We start from the raw sequence: 13,331 nt of genomic DNA, 5'->3' as shown, positions 1-13,331 counted from the left end.
TCGATCTGCTAGGGGATCTGCACGCCTTCGGCGAGCAGCATGTCGACCAGGCGGATCAGTGGCAGTCCGACCAGGCTGGTGGCATCGCTGCCGCAGGTTTCGCGGAACAGGCTGATGCCGAGGCTCTCGGACTTGAAGCTGCCGGCGCAGTCGTAGGGCTGCTCGAGGTGCAGATAGCGCTCGATGCGCGCCTCGTCCAGCTCGCGGAAGTGCACGGTGAATGGAATGCAGTCGACCTGGGCCTGTCCGTTCTGCGAGTTGAGCAGGCACAGGCCGGTATGGAAGGTCACGCTGCTACCGCTGGCGGCGTGCAGCTGCTCGCGGGCGCGGGCGAAGTCGTGCGGCTTGCCGAGGATGCGGCCGTCGGGCAGGGCGGCGACCTGGTCGGAGCCGATGATCAGGTGTCGGGGGTATCGGTCGGTCAGGGCGCGGGCCTTGCATTCGGCCAGGCGGCGGACCAACTGCTCGGGATGTTCGCCGGGCAGGGCGCTTTCGTCGATGTCCGGCGACTGGCAGTCGAACGGCAGGTGCAGGCGCTCGAGCAGGGTGCGGCGGTAGGGCGAGCTGGATGCGAGTACCAGGGGCAGCATGGCGATCTCCACGGGATTTGCCGGCGATTCTAGGCGTCCGGGTGGCCTGCTGCACGCAAGGAAATTTCTTTGACAGTTAAAAGGGGTATCCCTAGAATGGCGCGCTTATGTTGAAAGGGCCGATTCCACCTCACGTCGATCCGCGAAAGCTGGCCGATCGTGGCGCCACCCTCGAGGGTGAGTTGCCGATCAAGCAGTTTTCGCGGTTGTGCGAGCAGTTGGTCAGCGATGCCGGCAGCGTCCATGTTCGTCTCGAGTTCGGTCGTGACGAGCAGGGGCTGATCGTCATGCGCGGCGAACTGGAGGTCGAGGTGCAGATGGTGTGCCAGCGTTGTCTGGAGCCGGCGACCCTTCCGGTGCACAGCGAGTTCGTCTATGCCGTGCTGCGGGAAGGTGCTTCGGCGGACTCCCTGCCGAAAAGCTACGACGCGCTGGAAGTGGGCGAGGAACCGCTCGACCTGATCGAACTGGTCGAGGACGAGCTGCTGCTCGCGCTCCCCATCGTCCCGGCCCACGAACCCGATGCATGCCGGCATCCAGCAGGCTTTGCAGCAGCACCAGAACCGAGCGTCAACGAGGTTTCGCGGTCCAACCCGTTCGATGTACTGGCGCAGTTGAAACGTGACCCAAACGTTTAGGAGTTAACTCAAATGGCTGTTCAACAGAACAAAAAGTCTCGTTCCGCTCGCGACATGCGTCGTTCCCACGATGCGCTCGAGGCCAATGCACTGTCCGTCGAGAAGAGCACCGGTGAAGTTCACCTGCGCCACCACGTCAGCCCGGAAGGTGTCTACCGTGGTCGCAAGGTGATCGACAAGGGCGCCACCGAGTAATCTTGGTCGCTCCGGTCCTCGCGATCGATGCAATGGGTGGGGACTTCGGTCCCCACTGCATTGTTCCGGCCTGCATTTCCAGCCTGGCCGAGCACTCCTCCCTGCGGTTGATCCTCGTCGGCCAACCCGCCCTCATAGAGCAGTTGATTGCAGAGCACGCCTCTGTCGATCGCTCCCGCCTGCTCGTGCATCCCGCCAGCCAAGTGATTGCGATGGACGAACGTCCGGCGCAGGTGCTGCGTGGCAAGCTCGACTCCTCGATGCGTCAGACCCTCGAACTGGTGCGCAGTGGCGCGGCCCAGGCGTGCGTCAGTGCCGGCAATACCGGTGCGCTGATGGCGCTGTCGCGGCATGTGCTGAAGACCCTGCCGGGTATCGACCGGCCGGCGATGGTCAGCGCCATTCCCACCCTGCGCGGCAGCTGCCTGCTGCTGGATCTCGGCGCCAACGTCGACTGCAGTGCGGAGAACCTCTACCAGTTCGCCGTCATGGGGGCGGTCGCCGCCGAGGCGCAGGGTGTGGCGAATCCGCGGGTGGCGCTGCTCAATGTCGGCACCGAGGAGATCAAGGGCAGTCAGACGGTCAAGCTGGCGGCCAGCCTGCTGCAGCAGGCGCGCGCGCTCAACTATGTCGGTTTCGTCGAGGGCGACGGCCTGTATCGCGGCGACGCCGACGTGGTGGTCTGCGATGGCTTCGTCGGCAATGTCGTGCTCAAGGCCAGCGAGGGGCTTGCGGCGATGATCGCTGCGCGTATCGCCGCGCGCTTTCGCGCTGGGCCGTTCGCCCGCCTGGCCGGCCTGCTGGCGCTGCCGCTGCTGCGCGAGCTGCAGGGCGAGCTGCGTCCGGCGCGGCATAACGGCGCGAGCTTTCTCGGATTGCAGGGCATTGTGGTAAAAAGCCACGGCGGCGCCGGGCCGGAAGGTTTCCGCGCCGCCATCCGGCGGGCGCTGGCGGAAGTCGACGAGAACCTGCCGCAGCGCCTGCATGGGCGCCTCGAGCATCTGCTGCTTTAATTGCCCGGGTGTGACCGCAGGTCAACGCCTGTCATCCAACTGTCAGTCCGCTGCGCTGCCTCGGGTGGCGCAGTCCTCCTGACGAACAAGTACACAAGGGACTTGCTCCATGTCTTCTTCCCTCGCTTTCGTTTTCCCCGGTCAGGGTTCCCAGACTGTCGGCATGCTCGCCGAGCTGGGTGCGCAGCACGCCGTGATCGGCGAGACCTTCGCCGAAGCCTCGGCAGCCCTGGGCTACGACCTCTGGGCGCTGATCCAGGAAGGCCCTGCCGAGCAGCTCAACCAGACCGACAAGACCCAGCCGGCCATTCTCGCCGCCTCCGTCGCCCTGTGGCGCCTGTGGCAGGCCGAGGGCGGCGCGCAGCCGGCCTTCGTCGCCGGTCACAGCCTGGGCGAGTACTCGGCGCTGGTGGCTGCAGGCTGCCTGCCCTTCGCCGATGCGGTCAAGCTGGTCGAGCTGCGTGGCCAGCTGATGCAGCAGGCGGTGCCGGCCGGTCAGGGCGGCATGGCGGCGATCCTCGGCCTGGACGACGACGCCGTGCGCGCCGCGTGTGCCGAGGCGGCGCAGGGCGAGGTGGTCAGTGCAGTCAACTTCAACGCGCCGGGCCAGGTGGTGATCGCCGGCGCCGCGGCAGCGGTCGAGCGCGCCATCGAGGCGTGCAAGGCCCGGGGCGCCAAGCGCGCCATGGCCCTGCCGGTGAGCGTGCCGTCGCACTGCGCGCTGATGCGTCCGGCGGCCGAGAAGTTCGCGGCAGCAGTGGATGCCATCGACTGGCAGGCGCCGCAGATCGCCATCGTGCAGAACACCAGTGCCCAGGTGCCGGCGGATCTCGCCGCGCTCAAGCGCGACCTGCTCGAGCAGCTGTACAGCCCGGTGCGCTGGGTGGAGAGCATCGTGACCCTGGCCGAACGCGGTGTGACCGAGCTGGTCGAGTGCGGTCCGGGCAAGGTGCTGTCCGGCCTCAACAAGCGCTGCGCCAAGGGCGTCAACACCCACAATCTGGATACCCCCGAGGCCTTCGCCGCCGCCCGTGCGGCCCTGGCCTGAACATCAGGAGAAACACCCCATGAGTCTGCAAGGTAAGGTGGCCCTGGTCACCGGCGCTACCCGCGGCATCGGCCAGGCCATCGCCCTGGAGCTGGGCCGCCAGGGCGCCATCGTCATCGGCACCGCCACCAGCGCCGCCGGCGCCGAGCGCATCGCCGAGTACCTCAAGGCGGCTGGCATCGAAGGTGCCGGCCTGGTCCTCGACGTCGCCAGCGACGAGTCGGTGGCCCAGACCCTCGAGCACATCCAGCAGCACCTCGGCCAGCCGGCCATCCTGGTGAACAACGCCGGCATCACCCGCGACAACCTGATGCTGCGCATGAAGGACGAGGAGTGGAGCGACGTCATCAACACCAACCTGACCAGCATCTACCGCCTGTCCAAGGCCGTGCTCAAGGGCATGACCAAGGCGCGCTGGGGCCGGATCATCAACATCAGTTCGGTGGTCGGCTCGATGGGCAATGCCGGTCAGGCCAACTACGCGGCGGCCAAGGCCGGCGTGGAAGGCTTCAGCCGCGCCCTGGCTCGTGAGGTCGGCTCGCGCAACATCACCGTCAATGCGGTTGCGCCGGGCTTCATCGATACCGACATGACCCGCGACCTGCCGGAAGCGCATCGCCAGAACCTGCTGACCCAGATTCCGCTGGGGCGTCTGGGGCAGGCGGAGGAGATCGCCAGCGTGGTAGGCTTCCTCGCCGGCGAGGGTGGCGCCTACGTCACCGGCGCGACCATCCCGGTCAACGGTGGCATGTACATGTAAAAAAGTGCCGCTGGCCCCGTGCCGGCGGCAATGGCGGCATCCCCGAAAAAGCGCCATGTGGTTGTTTTGCAAGGCAGTTTTCCTGGCGGGCGAAAAAATGCGCTTCGGCAGGCCGGCAAGGGTTTTGCTTGAAAAGCTGAAAACCCTTTCTATACACTAGCCGCCACCAGCTACATGGAACTCTCCATAGGAGTGAGAACGAGATATGAGCACCATCGAAGAACGCGTCAAGAAAATCGTTGCCGAGCAGCTTGGCGTTAAAGAAGAAGAAGTGACCAACAGCGCTTCCTTCGTGGAAGACCTGGGCGCTGATTCCCTGGACACCGTGGAGCTGGTCATGGCTCTCGAGGAAGAATTCGAGACCGAAATCCCGGACGAGCAGGCTGAGAAGATCACCACCGTTCAGGAAGCCATCGATTACATCAATGCTCACGGCCAGCAGTAAGTAATCGTCGGTTCCGACCGGAAAAAGCCGCACGTCCCTGAAAAGACGTGCGGTTTTTCTTTGGGTAAAAGGAAGTGGTGGCGCTGGTCTGGCCACGCTTCGTCGCTGTAGTGGATCAACAAGAGGAGAGCGCTGTGTCGCGTAGACGCGTCGTGGTCACCGGTCTTGGCATGCTGTCACCCCTCGGCCCGGATGTGGCCAGCAGTTGGCAGGGCGTGCTGGCCGGGCAGAGTGGCATCGGTCCGATCGGGCATATGGATGTCTCGGCTTTCGCCACCCGCTTCGGTGGTTCGGTCAAGGGCTTCAATGTCGAGGACTACCTGCCGGCCAAGGAAGCTCGCAAGATGGACCTCTTCATCCAGTACGGCATGGCCGCCAGCCTGCAGGCGGTGCGCGACGCCGGCCTGGAGGTCACCGACGCCAACCGCGAGCGCGTGGGCGTGGCCATGGGCTCGGGCATCGGCGGCCTGACCAACATCGAGAACAACGCCAGGTCGCTGCACGAGCAGGGGCCGCGGCGCATCTCGCCGTTCTTCGTGCCGGGCTCGATCATCAACATGATTTCCGGGTTCCTGTCGATCCATCTGGGCGCACAGGGTCCCAACTACGCGATCACCACCGCGTGCACCACCGGCACCCACAGCATCGGCATGGCGGCGCGCAACATCGCCTACGGCGAGGCCGACGTGATGATCGCCGGCGGCTCCGAGATGGCCACCTGCGGCCTGGGTCTCGGCGGCTTCGGCGCAGCCCGGGCCCTGTCCACCCGCAACGACGAGCCGACCCGTGCCAGCCGCCCCTGGGACCGCGGCCGTGACGGCTTCGTGCTGGCCGACGGCGCCGGCGCCCTGGTGCTGGAAGAGCTGGAGCACGCCAAGGCCCGCGGCGTGCGCATCTATGCCGAGCTGGTCGGCTTCGGCATGAGCGGTGACGCCTACCACATGACCGCGCCGCCGGAGACCGGCGACGGCGCCGCGCGCTGCATGCAGAATGCCCTGCGTGACGCCGGCCTGAACCCGGAGCAGGTGCAGTACATCAACGCCCACGGCACCTCGACCCCGGCCGGCGACCTGGCCGAGTGCGCGGCGGTCAAGCGCGTGTTCGGCGAGTACGCCCACAGCCTGGCGGTCAGCTCGACCAAGTCGATGACCGGCCACCTGCTGGGCGCCGCCGGTGCGGTGGAGGCGATCTTCAGCATCCTCGCCCTGCGCGACCAGGTGGCGCCGCCGACCATCAACCTCGACGAGCCGGACGAGGGCTGCGACCTCAACTTCGTCGCCCACCAGGCGCAGGCGATGCCGATCGACGTGGCGGTGTCCAACTCCTTCGGCTTCGGCGGCACCAACGGCACCCTGGTGTTCCGCCGCTTCGCCGGCTGATGGGGCTGACCTGGATCGACGGTCGCCCGGCGGACGCCCTGCCGCTGAGCGACCGCGGTCTGGCCTACGGCGATGGCCTGTTCGAGACCATCGCCGTGCGCCGCGGCCGCCTGCTCCTGCTCGAGCGCCATCTGCAGCGCCTCGGCGAGGGTGCCCGGCGCCTCGCCCTGCCGCTGGACCTGGCGCTGGTGCGCGCCGAGCTGCTGGCCTTCGCCGGCGAGCTCGGCAGCGGCGTGGCCAAGCTGATCGTCACCCGCGGCGACGGCCTGCGCGGCTACGCGCCGCCGGCCGACGCCCGCTGCCGGCGCATCCTCTCCGGCGGTCCGCCGCCCGCCTATCCGGCGCGCCACCGCGAACAGGGCATCCGCCTGTTTCCCTGTGCCACCCGCCTGGCCGAGCAGCCGCTGCTGGCGGGGCTCAAGCACCTCAATCGCCTCGAGCAGGTCCTCGCCCGCGCCGAATGGCAGGACCCGGCCTGTGCCGAGGGGCTGATGCGCGACGCCAGCGGCCGGGTGGTCGAGGGGGTGTTCAGCAACCTGCTCATGGTGCGCGACGGCGAGCTGCTGACGCCCGCGCTGACACGCTGTGGCGTGGCCGGCGTGATGCGTGCGGAGATCCTCTCCCGTGCCGCGCAGGCGGGCATCGCCACGCGCATCGAGGATATCGACTATCCGGCCCTGCTGGCTGCTGACGAGGTGTTCCTCTGCAACAGCCAGTACGGCATCTGGCCGGTGGTGGCGCTGGAGGGGCACGGCTGGCCGCTGGGCGGGCTGACCCGTAAACTGCAGGGTCTGCTGTCCGACCTGGTGGATGCCTGATCGTGAAACGTTTTCTGCTGTACCTGCTGGAAGGCGGGCTGATGCTGGCAGGCCTGCTGCTGGTTTTCGCCGGCTGGCAGCAGCATGTGGCCCTCGAGCAGCCGCTGGCGCTGAGCGAGGAGCGCCTGCTCGAGGTACCGGCCGGTGCCACGCCCGGCGGCCTGCTCGCCAGGCTCGAGGACGAGGGCGTGCTGGACGGCGCGCTGTGGCTGCGCCTGTACTGGCGCTTCAATCTCGACGGCAAGGGCCTGCACAGTGGCGAGTATCGCCTCGCCCCCGGGCAGACCGCGCGCGACCTGCTGGCCCAGTGGCAGCGTGGCGAGGTAGTCAGTTACAGCCTGACCCTGGTCGAGGGCTGGAGCTTCCGCCAGTTGCGCGCGGCGCTGGCGAGCCAGGAGCGTCTGGAGCAGAGCCTGGCCGGCCTCGACGATGCCGCCGTGATGCAGCGCCTCGGCTTCGCCGGCCAGCATCCCGAGGGGCGTTTCTTTCCCGATACCTACCGCTACGTGCGCGGCATGCGCGACATCGATCTGCTGCGCCAGGCTCACGAGCGGCTGGATCAGGTGCTCGACGAGGAGTGGCGCCAGCGCGCCGAGGGCCTGCCCTACAAGGATGCCTACCAGGCGCTGATCATGGCGTCCCTGGTGGAGAAGGAAACCGGGGCTGCCCACGAGCGGCCCGAGATCGCCGGGGTGTTCGTCCGTCGACTGCGTCAGGGCATGCTGCTGCAGACCGATCCGACGGTGATCTACGGTCTCGGCGAGCGCTATGCCGGCAACCTGACTCGCGCGCACCTGCGCGAGGCGACGCCCTACAACACCTACACCAATCCCGGGCTGCCGCCGACACCGATCGCCATGGTCGGCCGCGAGGCGATCCGCGCCGCGCTCAATCCGGCCGGCGGCGACAGTCTGTACTTCGTCGCTCGCGGCGACGGCACCCATGTCTTCTCGCGCTCGCTCGACGAGCACAACCGGGCGGTGCGCGAATTCCAGCTCAAGCGGCGCGAGGACTACCGTTCCAGTCCGGCCGCCACGCCACAAGGAAACAGTCAGTGAGCGGTCTGTTCATCACCCTCGAAGGCCCCGAAGGCGCGGGCAAGAGCACCAATCGCGACTACCTGGCCGAGCGCCTGCGCAGCCAAGGCTGCGATGTGCTGCTGACCCGCGAGCCGGGCGGCACGCCCTTGGCCGAGCGCATCCGCGAGCTGCTGCTGGCGCCCAGCGACGAGCCGATGGCGGCCGACACCGAGCTGCTGCTGGTGTTCGCCGCGCGCGCCCAGCACCTGGCCCGGGTCATCCGCCCGGCGCTGGCGGCCGGCAAGGTCGTGCTGTGCGACCGCTTCACCGACGCCACCTACGCCTACCAGGGCGGCGGGCGCGGCCTGTCGCTGGAGCGCATCGCCCAGCTGGAGAGCTTCGTGCAGGGCGAGCTGCGCCCGGACCTGACCCTGGTGTTCGACCTGCCGGTGGAAGTCGGCCTGGCCCGCGCCGCCGCCCGTGGTCGCCTGGATCGTTTCGAGCAGGAGGCGCAGGACTTCTTCGAGGCGGTGCGCCAGACCTACCTGGCGCGTGCGCGCCTGGCGCCGGCGCGCTACCGCCTGCTGGATGCCGCGCAGCCGCTCGCTGCGGTGCAGGCCCAGCTCGACGCCCTGCTGCCCGAGCTGCTGGAGCGCGCGCGTGGCTGAGGCCTATCCCTGGCAGCAGGCGCTGTGGCAGCAGCTGGCGCGCCGCCAGCAGCATGCCCACGCCTACCTGCTGCACGGCCCCGCCGGCATCGGCAAGCGCGCCCTGGCCGAGCGCCTGGCGGCGCTGCTGCTGTGTGCGGCGCCGACAGCGGAGGGCGCCTGCGGTGGCTGCAAGGCCTGCCTGCTGCTGCGCGCCGGCACCCATCCGGACTTCTTCGACCTGCAGCCGGAGGAGCCGGACAAGCCGATCAAGGTCGACCAGGTGCGCGAGCTGGTGGATTTCGTCGCCCAGACGGCCCAGCTCGGCGGGCGCAAGCTGGTCCTGCTCGAGCCGGCCGAGGCGATGAACCTCAACGCCGCCAACGCCCTGCTGAAAAGCCTGGAGGAGCCCTCCGGCGACACCGTGCTGCTGCTGGTCAGCCACCAGCCCAGTCGCCTGCTGCCGACCATCCGGAGCCGCTGTCTGCAGCAGGCCTGCCCGTTGCCGACGCCGGTGCTGGCCGGTGCCTGGCTGGCTGCGCAGCTGCCGGAGCTGGAGCCGGCGCTGCATCGGCGCCTGCTCGCGCTGGCGACCGGTTCGCCACTGCGTGCCCTGCAGCTGCACCGCGATGGGGTGCTGGATCAGCGTGCGCTGGTCGAGGAGGGCATCAGGAAGCTGCTCAAGCAGCAGGCCGCGCCTTCCGAGCTGGCCGAGGCGTGGAAGCACATTCCGCTGGCGCTGCTGCTCGACTGGTTCTGCGCCTGGCTGCTGCAGGTGCTGCGCTGCCAGCTGGCCGGCGCCGAGGGCGAGGCCGAGGAGCCGATGGACAAGGTGGTGCGCTGGCTGGCCGGGCGCACGCCGCCGAACGCCGTGCTGGCGCTGCAGGACTGGCTGCTCGCCGAGCGGCAGAAGGTGCTCGGCAAGGCCAATCTCAATCGCGCACTGCTTCTCGAAGCCCTGCTGGTACGGTGGGCAAGCCTGCCGTCGGCAGGCTAGAATCGCAGTCCGCATCGGCCACGGAGCCTGCCCATGAGCATGCCACCCCTCGGCGGTCGCAACGCCATCCTCACCCTGACTCTCAAGGACAAGGCCCAGCTGTACGCGGCCTACATGCCCTTCGTGCGCAACGGCGGCCTGTTCATCTCCACCAGCAAGACCTATCGCCTGGGCGACGAGGTGTTCGTGCTGCTGACCCTGATGGACGAGCCGGAGAAGATCCCGGTCGCCGGCAAGGTGGTCTGGATCACTCCCAAGGGGGCCCAGGGCAACCGCACCGCCGGCATCGGTGTGCAGTTCAACGACGGCGACCGCAGCACCCGCAACAAGATCGAAACCTACCTCGCTGGTGCGCTCAAGTCCGAGCGCCCGACCCTGACCATGTGACCATGCTCGTAGACTCCCACTGTCATCTCGACCGCCTGGACCTCAAGGCCCACGGCGGCTCGCTCGACGCCGCGCTGGCGGCCGCCCGTTCGCGTGGCGTCGGCAGCTTCCTGTGCATCGGCGTCAGCGCCGACAACGCCAGCGCCGTGCGCCAGCTGGCGGAAACCTACCCGGACGTGTACTGCTCGATCGGCGTGCATCCGCTGGATCTCGAGCCCGGCAGCCAGCCGGCGCTGGACTGGCTGCTGCACGAGCTGGCCCATCCGCGAGTGGTGGCCATCGGCGAGACCGGCCTCGACTACCACTACCAGCCGGAGGCTGCGGCGCTGCAGCGCGAGGGTTTCGCCCTGCACCTGGAGGCGGCGCGGCAGACCGGCAAGCCGGTGATTGTGCATACCCGCGAGGCGCGCGCCGACACTCTGGCCATGCTGCGCGAGGCCGACCTGGCGCAGGCCGGCGTACTGCACTGTTTCACCGAGGACTGGGCGATGGCCCGGGCAGCGCTGGACATGGGCTACTACATCTCGCTGTCCGGCATCGTCACCTTCCGCAACGCCGAGGCGCTGCGCGAGGTGGCCCGCCAGGTGCCGGCCGATCGCCTGCTGGTGGAAACCGACGCACCCTACCTGGCGCCGGTTCCCCATCGCGGCAAGCCGAACCTCCCGGAATACGTGCGCGACGTCGCCGAGTTCCTCGCCACCCTGCGCGGGGTTTCCTGCGAGGTTCTGGCCGCGCAGACCACCGCCAACTTCGAGCGGCTGTTCCCGCTGGCGCGGTCCTGCTGAAACGGCGGACAAAAAAAACCCGGGTTCTGGGGGAATCCGGGTCAAGACCATTAGGAGTGAAACCGGAACAGGCGTTCCCACGCCGTTCCGCCTGACGGGCACTTGGGGGGAGGTGCCGCACATCAGTAATGTGAGTATTGACCAGTCTTCGATACTTTACCGGCAGGAATCCCCCAGTTTTAAAACGGATTTGAAATAGTTCCCCGCTTGCTGAGTGCGTCGCCGAATCAGGCTGGCCAGATGATGACCCTGCGGCTCCATGCGGCAGCCGCTGCGCCGTTCAGGCCAGCCGATGCAGCAGGGCCAGGGTATCCTCGATCACCGTCTCCGTCGTGTAGAAGTGCGGCGACAGACGGATGCCGCCGCCGCGCTGGGCACACACCACCTGTTCCTTCTTCAGTGCCTCGAACAGCTCGCCATTGTCCCGACCGGCCAGGGCGAAGGTGAGGATGCCGGCGCGCCGCCCGGGCTCCTGTGGGCTCAGCAGGCGGGCGCCGGGCAGAGCGGCGATCCCCGCGTGCAGGCGGGCGATGCGCTGCTCGATCAGCGTCGCCACCTGCGCCATTCCCACTTCCTCGAGCAGCGCCAGGCTGGCCTCCAGCGCCACCGCGCCGAGCATGTTCGGGCTGCCGCACTCGAAGCGCCGCGCGGTCTTCGCCGGCTGCCAGTCGCGCCTGTCGTAGTTGCCGGCGTCCTCGAGCATGTGCCAGCCGTACTCGTGCAGCCTGAGCTGCTCGCGCAGGTCGCGGCGGCAGTAGAACACCCCGAGCCCCTCCGGGCCGAGCAGCCACTTGTGGCCGTCGGCCATGGCGAAGGCGCAGCCGCTGGCCTGCACATCGAACGGCTGGGCGCCGAGCTGCTGGATGGCGTCGATGCACAGCAGTACGCCGCGCTCGGTGCAGCCGGCGCCGAGTCGCGGCATGTCCAGGCGCAGGCCGCTGGCGTACTGCACCGCGCTGATCGCCAGCAGGCGGGTGCGCGGGGTGCAGGCTTCGATCAGGGCGGCTTCCGGGTCGCTGCCGGCGATGTCCACCTCGATCACCTCGACGCCCTGCGGGCGCAGCGCCTCCCAGACCACGCGGTTGGAGGGGAACTCCTGGTCGCTGATCACCACCTGGTCGCCGGGGCGCCAGTCGAGGCCGAAGGCGACGAACGACAGCGCCTCCGAGGTGTTCTTCACCAGCGCCACGTCCGCCGTCGACGGCGCGTTGAGCAGGCGCGCCAGGCGCTGGCGCAGGCGCTGCTCCAGTTGCAGCCACTGCGGGTAGTCGCGGGCGCCGACGCGCAGGTTCTGCTCGGCGAAGGCGCATACCGCGGCGCTGGCCCGGTGCGGCCAGGGCGCCACGGCGGCATGGTTGAGGTAACGCAGGCCGGCTTCCTGGGGAAATTCGTCGTGCCACGGATTCATCGTCGCTGCTCCTGCTGATGGGCGGTTTGCGGCATGATACATGGCGGTCCGGGCGGCAGGTCGTCCCGGCGGTTCATCAGCAGGCACGGGGAGATGGCGATGACGGAGGGAAGCAAGGCGGGGGATCTGCTGCAGCAGATCCCGGCGAGCAAGGGCGGGCTGCCGCCGGTGCATCTGTGGAATCCGCCGTTCTGCGGCGACATCGACATGCGCATCGCCCGCGACGGCAGCTGGCATTACCTGGGCACGCCGATCGGCCGGCCGGCGATGGTGCGGCTGTTCTCCACCATCCTGCGCCGCGACGGCGAAGACTACTTCTTGGTGACCCCGGTGGAGAAGGTCGGCATCCGCGTCGACGATGCGCCTTTCGTGGCGGTGGCGATGGACGTGGAAGGCGAGGGTGAGGCGCAGCGCCTGCGCTTTCGCACCAACGTCGACGACGAGGTGGCGGCCGGCGCCGAGCATCCGCTGCGCTTCGTCCTCGATGTGGAAAGTGGCGAGCCGTCGCCCTACGTGCACGTGCGCGCCAACCTCGAGGCGCTGATCCACCGCAACGTGTTCTATCGCCTGGTGGAGCTGGCGGTACCCTGCGAACGCAACGGCGAGGCCTGGCTGGGGGTATGGAGCGACGGCGTGCTGTTCCCCATCGCGCCGCAGCCCGAATAAGGACAACAAAAAAGGCCCCGCAGGGCCTTTTCTGTGAGCGCTTACATGTTGGGGTAGTTCGGCCCGCCGGTGCCTTCCGGGGCCACCCAGGTGATGTTCTGCGCCGGATCCTTGATGTCGCAGGTCTTGCAGTGCACGCAGTTCTGCGCGTTGATCTGGAACTTCTTCTCGCCGCTTTCCTGGGTGACGATCTCGTACACCCCGGCCGGGCAGTAGCGCTGCGCCGGCTCATCAAAGAGCGGCAGGTTCTTCGCCAGCGGGATCGAGGCATCGGCCAGCTTCAGGTGGCAGGGCTGGTCTTCCTCGTGGTTGGTGTTGGAGAGGAACACCGAGGACAGCTTGTCGAAGCTCAGCTTGCCGTCCGGCTTGGGGTAGTCGATCTTGGTCGACTGGGCGGCGGGCTTCAGGCAGGCATGGTCCGGCTTGTTGTCGTGCAGGGTCAGCGGGATCTTGCCGCCAAACAGGTTCTGGTCGACGAAGTTGAACGCGCCGCCGAGGATGGCGCCGAACTTGTGTATCGCCGCGCCGAAGTTGCG

General features: G+C 68.2%; 17 protein-coding genes. 14 read left to right on the top strand and 3 right to left on the bottom strand.

Annotated elements, in window-relative coordinates; translation table 11 throughout:
• Window positions 1-8: 8 nt before the first annotated feature.
• On the bottom strand, window positions 9-590 hold the full coding sequence (locus E5198_RS04660; protein WP_136488851.1) for a nucleoside triphosphate pyrophosphatase: 582 nt from the start codon (window positions 588-590) through the stop codon (window positions 9-11).
• Between the two features lie 107 nt (window positions 591-697).
• Between E5198_RS04660 and E5198_RS04655 the strand changes: the two genes are divergently transcribed.
• The 13 genes from E5198_RS04655 (at window position 698) to E5198_RS04595 (ending at window position 10,721) form a co-directional block, all read left to right on the top strand.
• The gene (locus E5198_RS04655) at window positions 698-1,228 is read left to right on the top strand and encodes a YceD family protein (protein WP_136488850.1); all 531 of its coding nucleotides are present in this window, start codon (window positions 698-700) and stop codon (window positions 1,226-1,228) included.
• A 12-nt stretch (window positions 1,229-1,240) separates the two neighbouring features.
• Window positions 1,241-1,423 carry a 50S ribosomal protein L32 gene (rpmF, locus tag E5198_RS04650; protein WP_136488849.1) on the top strand — a complete coding sequence of 61 codons (183 nt, stop codon included), beginning with the start codon at window positions 1,241-1,243 and terminating at the stop codon, window positions 1,421-1,423.
• A 2-nt stretch (window positions 1,424-1,425) separates the two neighbouring features.
• A complete protein-coding gene (gene plsX / locus E5198_RS04645) occupies window positions 1,426-2,436 on the top strand; it encodes a phosphate acyltransferase PlsX (RefSeq protein WP_136488848.1) in 1,011 nt (336 codons plus the stop codon).
• Window positions 2,437-2,545: 109 nt separating this feature from the next.
• The gene (gene fabD / locus E5198_RS04640; protein WP_136488847.1) at window positions 2,546-3,484 is read left to right on the top strand and encodes an ACP S-malonyltransferase; all 939 of its coding nucleotides are present in this window, start codon (window positions 2,546-2,548) and stop codon (window positions 3,482-3,484) included.
• Between the two features lie 19 nt (window positions 3,485-3,503).
• Window positions 3,504-4,244 carry a 3-oxoacyl-ACP reductase FabG gene (gene fabG / locus E5198_RS04635; protein ID WP_136488846.1) on the top strand — a complete coding sequence of 247 codons (741 nt, stop codon included), beginning with the start codon at window positions 3,504-3,506 and terminating at the stop codon, window positions 4,242-4,244.
• A gap of 205 nt (window positions 4,245-4,449) precedes the next feature.
• Window positions 4,450-4,689, top strand: a complete 240-nt coding sequence (acpP, locus tag E5198_RS04630) for an acyl carrier protein (protein WP_090348699.1) — start codon at window positions 4,450-4,452, stop codon at window positions 4,687-4,689.
• A gap of 134 nt (window positions 4,690-4,823) precedes the next feature.
• A complete protein-coding gene (fabF, locus tag E5198_RS04625; RefSeq protein WP_136488845.1) occupies window positions 4,824-6,068 on the top strand; it encodes a beta-ketoacyl-ACP synthase II in 1,245 nt (414 codons plus the stop codon).
• A complete protein-coding gene (pabC, locus tag E5198_RS04620) occupies window positions 6,068-6,886 on the top strand; it encodes an aminodeoxychorismate lyase (RefSeq protein ID WP_136488844.1) in 819 nt (272 codons plus the stop codon). Before fabF ends, pabC begins: the two co-directional genes overlap by 1 nt.
• Window positions 6,886-7,944, top strand: coding sequence for an endolytic transglycosylase MltG (gene mltG, locus E5198_RS04615; protein ID WP_372239865.1), 1,059 nt, complete (start codon window positions 6,886-6,888; stop codon window positions 7,942-7,944). The genes pabC and mltG overlap by 1 nt, the downstream gene beginning before the upstream one ends.
• Window positions 7,941-8,573 carry a dTMP kinase gene (tmk, locus tag E5198_RS04610; RefSeq protein ID WP_136488842.1) on the top strand — a complete coding sequence of 211 codons (633 nt, stop codon included), beginning with the start codon at window positions 7,941-7,943 and terminating at the stop codon, window positions 8,571-8,573. The genes mltG and tmk overlap by 4 nt, the downstream gene beginning before the upstream one ends.
• Window positions 8,566-9,549, top strand: a complete 984-nt coding sequence (locus E5198_RS04605; protein ID WP_136488841.1) for a DNA polymerase III subunit delta' — start codon at window positions 8,566-8,568, stop codon at window positions 9,547-9,549. The genes tmk and E5198_RS04605 overlap by 8 nt, the downstream gene beginning before the upstream one ends.
• 33 nt (window positions 9,550-9,582) lie before the next feature.
• Complete coding sequence (locus E5198_RS04600) at window positions 9,583-9,936, top strand: PilZ domain-containing protein (RefSeq protein ID WP_136488840.1); 354 nt, start codon at window positions 9,583-9,585, stop codon at window positions 9,934-9,936.
• A 2-nt stretch (window positions 9,937-9,938) separates the two neighbouring features.
• Complete coding sequence (locus E5198_RS04595; protein ID WP_136488839.1) at window positions 9,939-10,721, top strand: TatD family hydrolase; 783 nt, start codon at window positions 9,939-9,941, stop codon at window positions 10,719-10,721.
• A 280-nt stretch (window positions 10,722-11,001) separates the two neighbouring features.
• On the opposite strand, the gene E5198_RS04590 is transcribed toward E5198_RS04595, so the two are convergent.
• A complete protein-coding gene (locus E5198_RS04590; protein WP_136488838.1) occupies window positions 11,002-12,129 on the bottom strand; it encodes an aminotransferase class V-fold PLP-dependent enzyme in 1,128 nt (375 codons plus the stop codon).
• Between the two features lie 99 nt (window positions 12,130-12,228).
• Here E5198_RS04590 and E5198_RS04585 point away from each other — a divergent pair, with 99 nt between their 5' ends.
• A complete protein-coding gene (locus tag E5198_RS04585) occupies window positions 12,229-12,795 on the top strand; it encodes a DUF1285 domain-containing protein (protein WP_136488837.1) in 567 nt (188 codons plus the stop codon).
• 41 nt (window positions 12,796-12,836) lie between these two features.
• Here E5198_RS04585 and E5198_RS04580 read toward each other — a convergent pair.
• On the bottom strand, window positions 12,837-13,331 hold a 495-nt coding region (locus tag E5198_RS04580), incomplete at its 5' end, for a 4Fe-4S dicluster domain-containing protein (RefSeq protein WP_178084043.1).

The sequence above is a fragment of the Pseudomonas sp. A-1 genome, assembly GCF_004801855.1.
Classification (GTDB): domain Bacteria; phylum Pseudomonadota; class Gammaproteobacteria; order Pseudomonadales; family Pseudomonadaceae; genus Geopseudomonas.
The sequence above is the reverse complement of the archived record's forward strand: the minus strand, read 5'-3'. Positions and strand labels throughout refer to the sequence as shown.

What these genes read in the sequence shown, in the direction of transcription:
- E5198_RS04660 (WP_136488851.1), bottom strand. Translation starts at nt 590, where the DNA reads ATGCTGCCCCTGGTACTCGCATCCAGCTCGCCCTACCGCCGCACCCTG.
- E5198_RS04595 (WP_136488839.1), top strand. Translation starts at nt 9,939, where the DNA reads ATGCTCGTAGACTCCCACTGTCATCTCGACCGCCTGGACCTCAAGGCC.
- E5198_RS04655 (WP_136488850.1), top strand. Translation starts at nt 698, where the DNA reads ATGTTGAAAGGGCCGATTCCACCTCACGTCGATCCGCGAAAGCTGGCC.
- E5198_RS04585 (WP_136488837.1), top strand. Translation starts at nt 12,229, where the DNA reads ATGACGGAGGGAAGCAAGGCGGGGGATCTGCTGCAGCAGATCCCGGCG.
- fabG (WP_136488846.1), top strand. Translation starts at nt 3,504, where the DNA reads ATGAGTCTGCAAGGTAAGGTGGCCCTGGTCACCGGCGCTACCCGCGGC.
- rpmF (WP_136488849.1), top strand. Translation starts at nt 1,241, where the DNA reads ATGGCTGTTCAACAGAACAAAAAGTCTCGTTCCGCTCGCGACATGCGT.
- E5198_RS04600 (WP_136488840.1), top strand. Translation starts at nt 9,583, where the DNA reads ATGAGCATGCCACCCCTCGGCGGTCGCAACGCCATCCTCACCCTGACT.
- E5198_RS04590 (WP_136488838.1), bottom strand. Translation starts at nt 12,129, where the DNA reads ATGAATCCGTGGCACGACGAATTTCCCCAGGAAGCCGGCCTGCGTTAC.
- fabD (WP_136488847.1), top strand. Translation starts at nt 2,546, where the DNA reads ATGTCTTCTTCCCTCGCTTTCGTTTTCCCCGGTCAGGGTTCCCAGACT.
- acpP (WP_090348699.1), top strand. Translation starts at nt 4,450, where the DNA reads ATGAGCACCATCGAAGAACGCGTCAAGAAAATCGTTGCCGAGCAGCTT.
- pabC (WP_136488844.1), top strand. Translation starts at nt 6,068, where the DNA reads ATGGGGCTGACCTGGATCGACGGTCGCCCGGCGGACGCCCTGCCGCTG.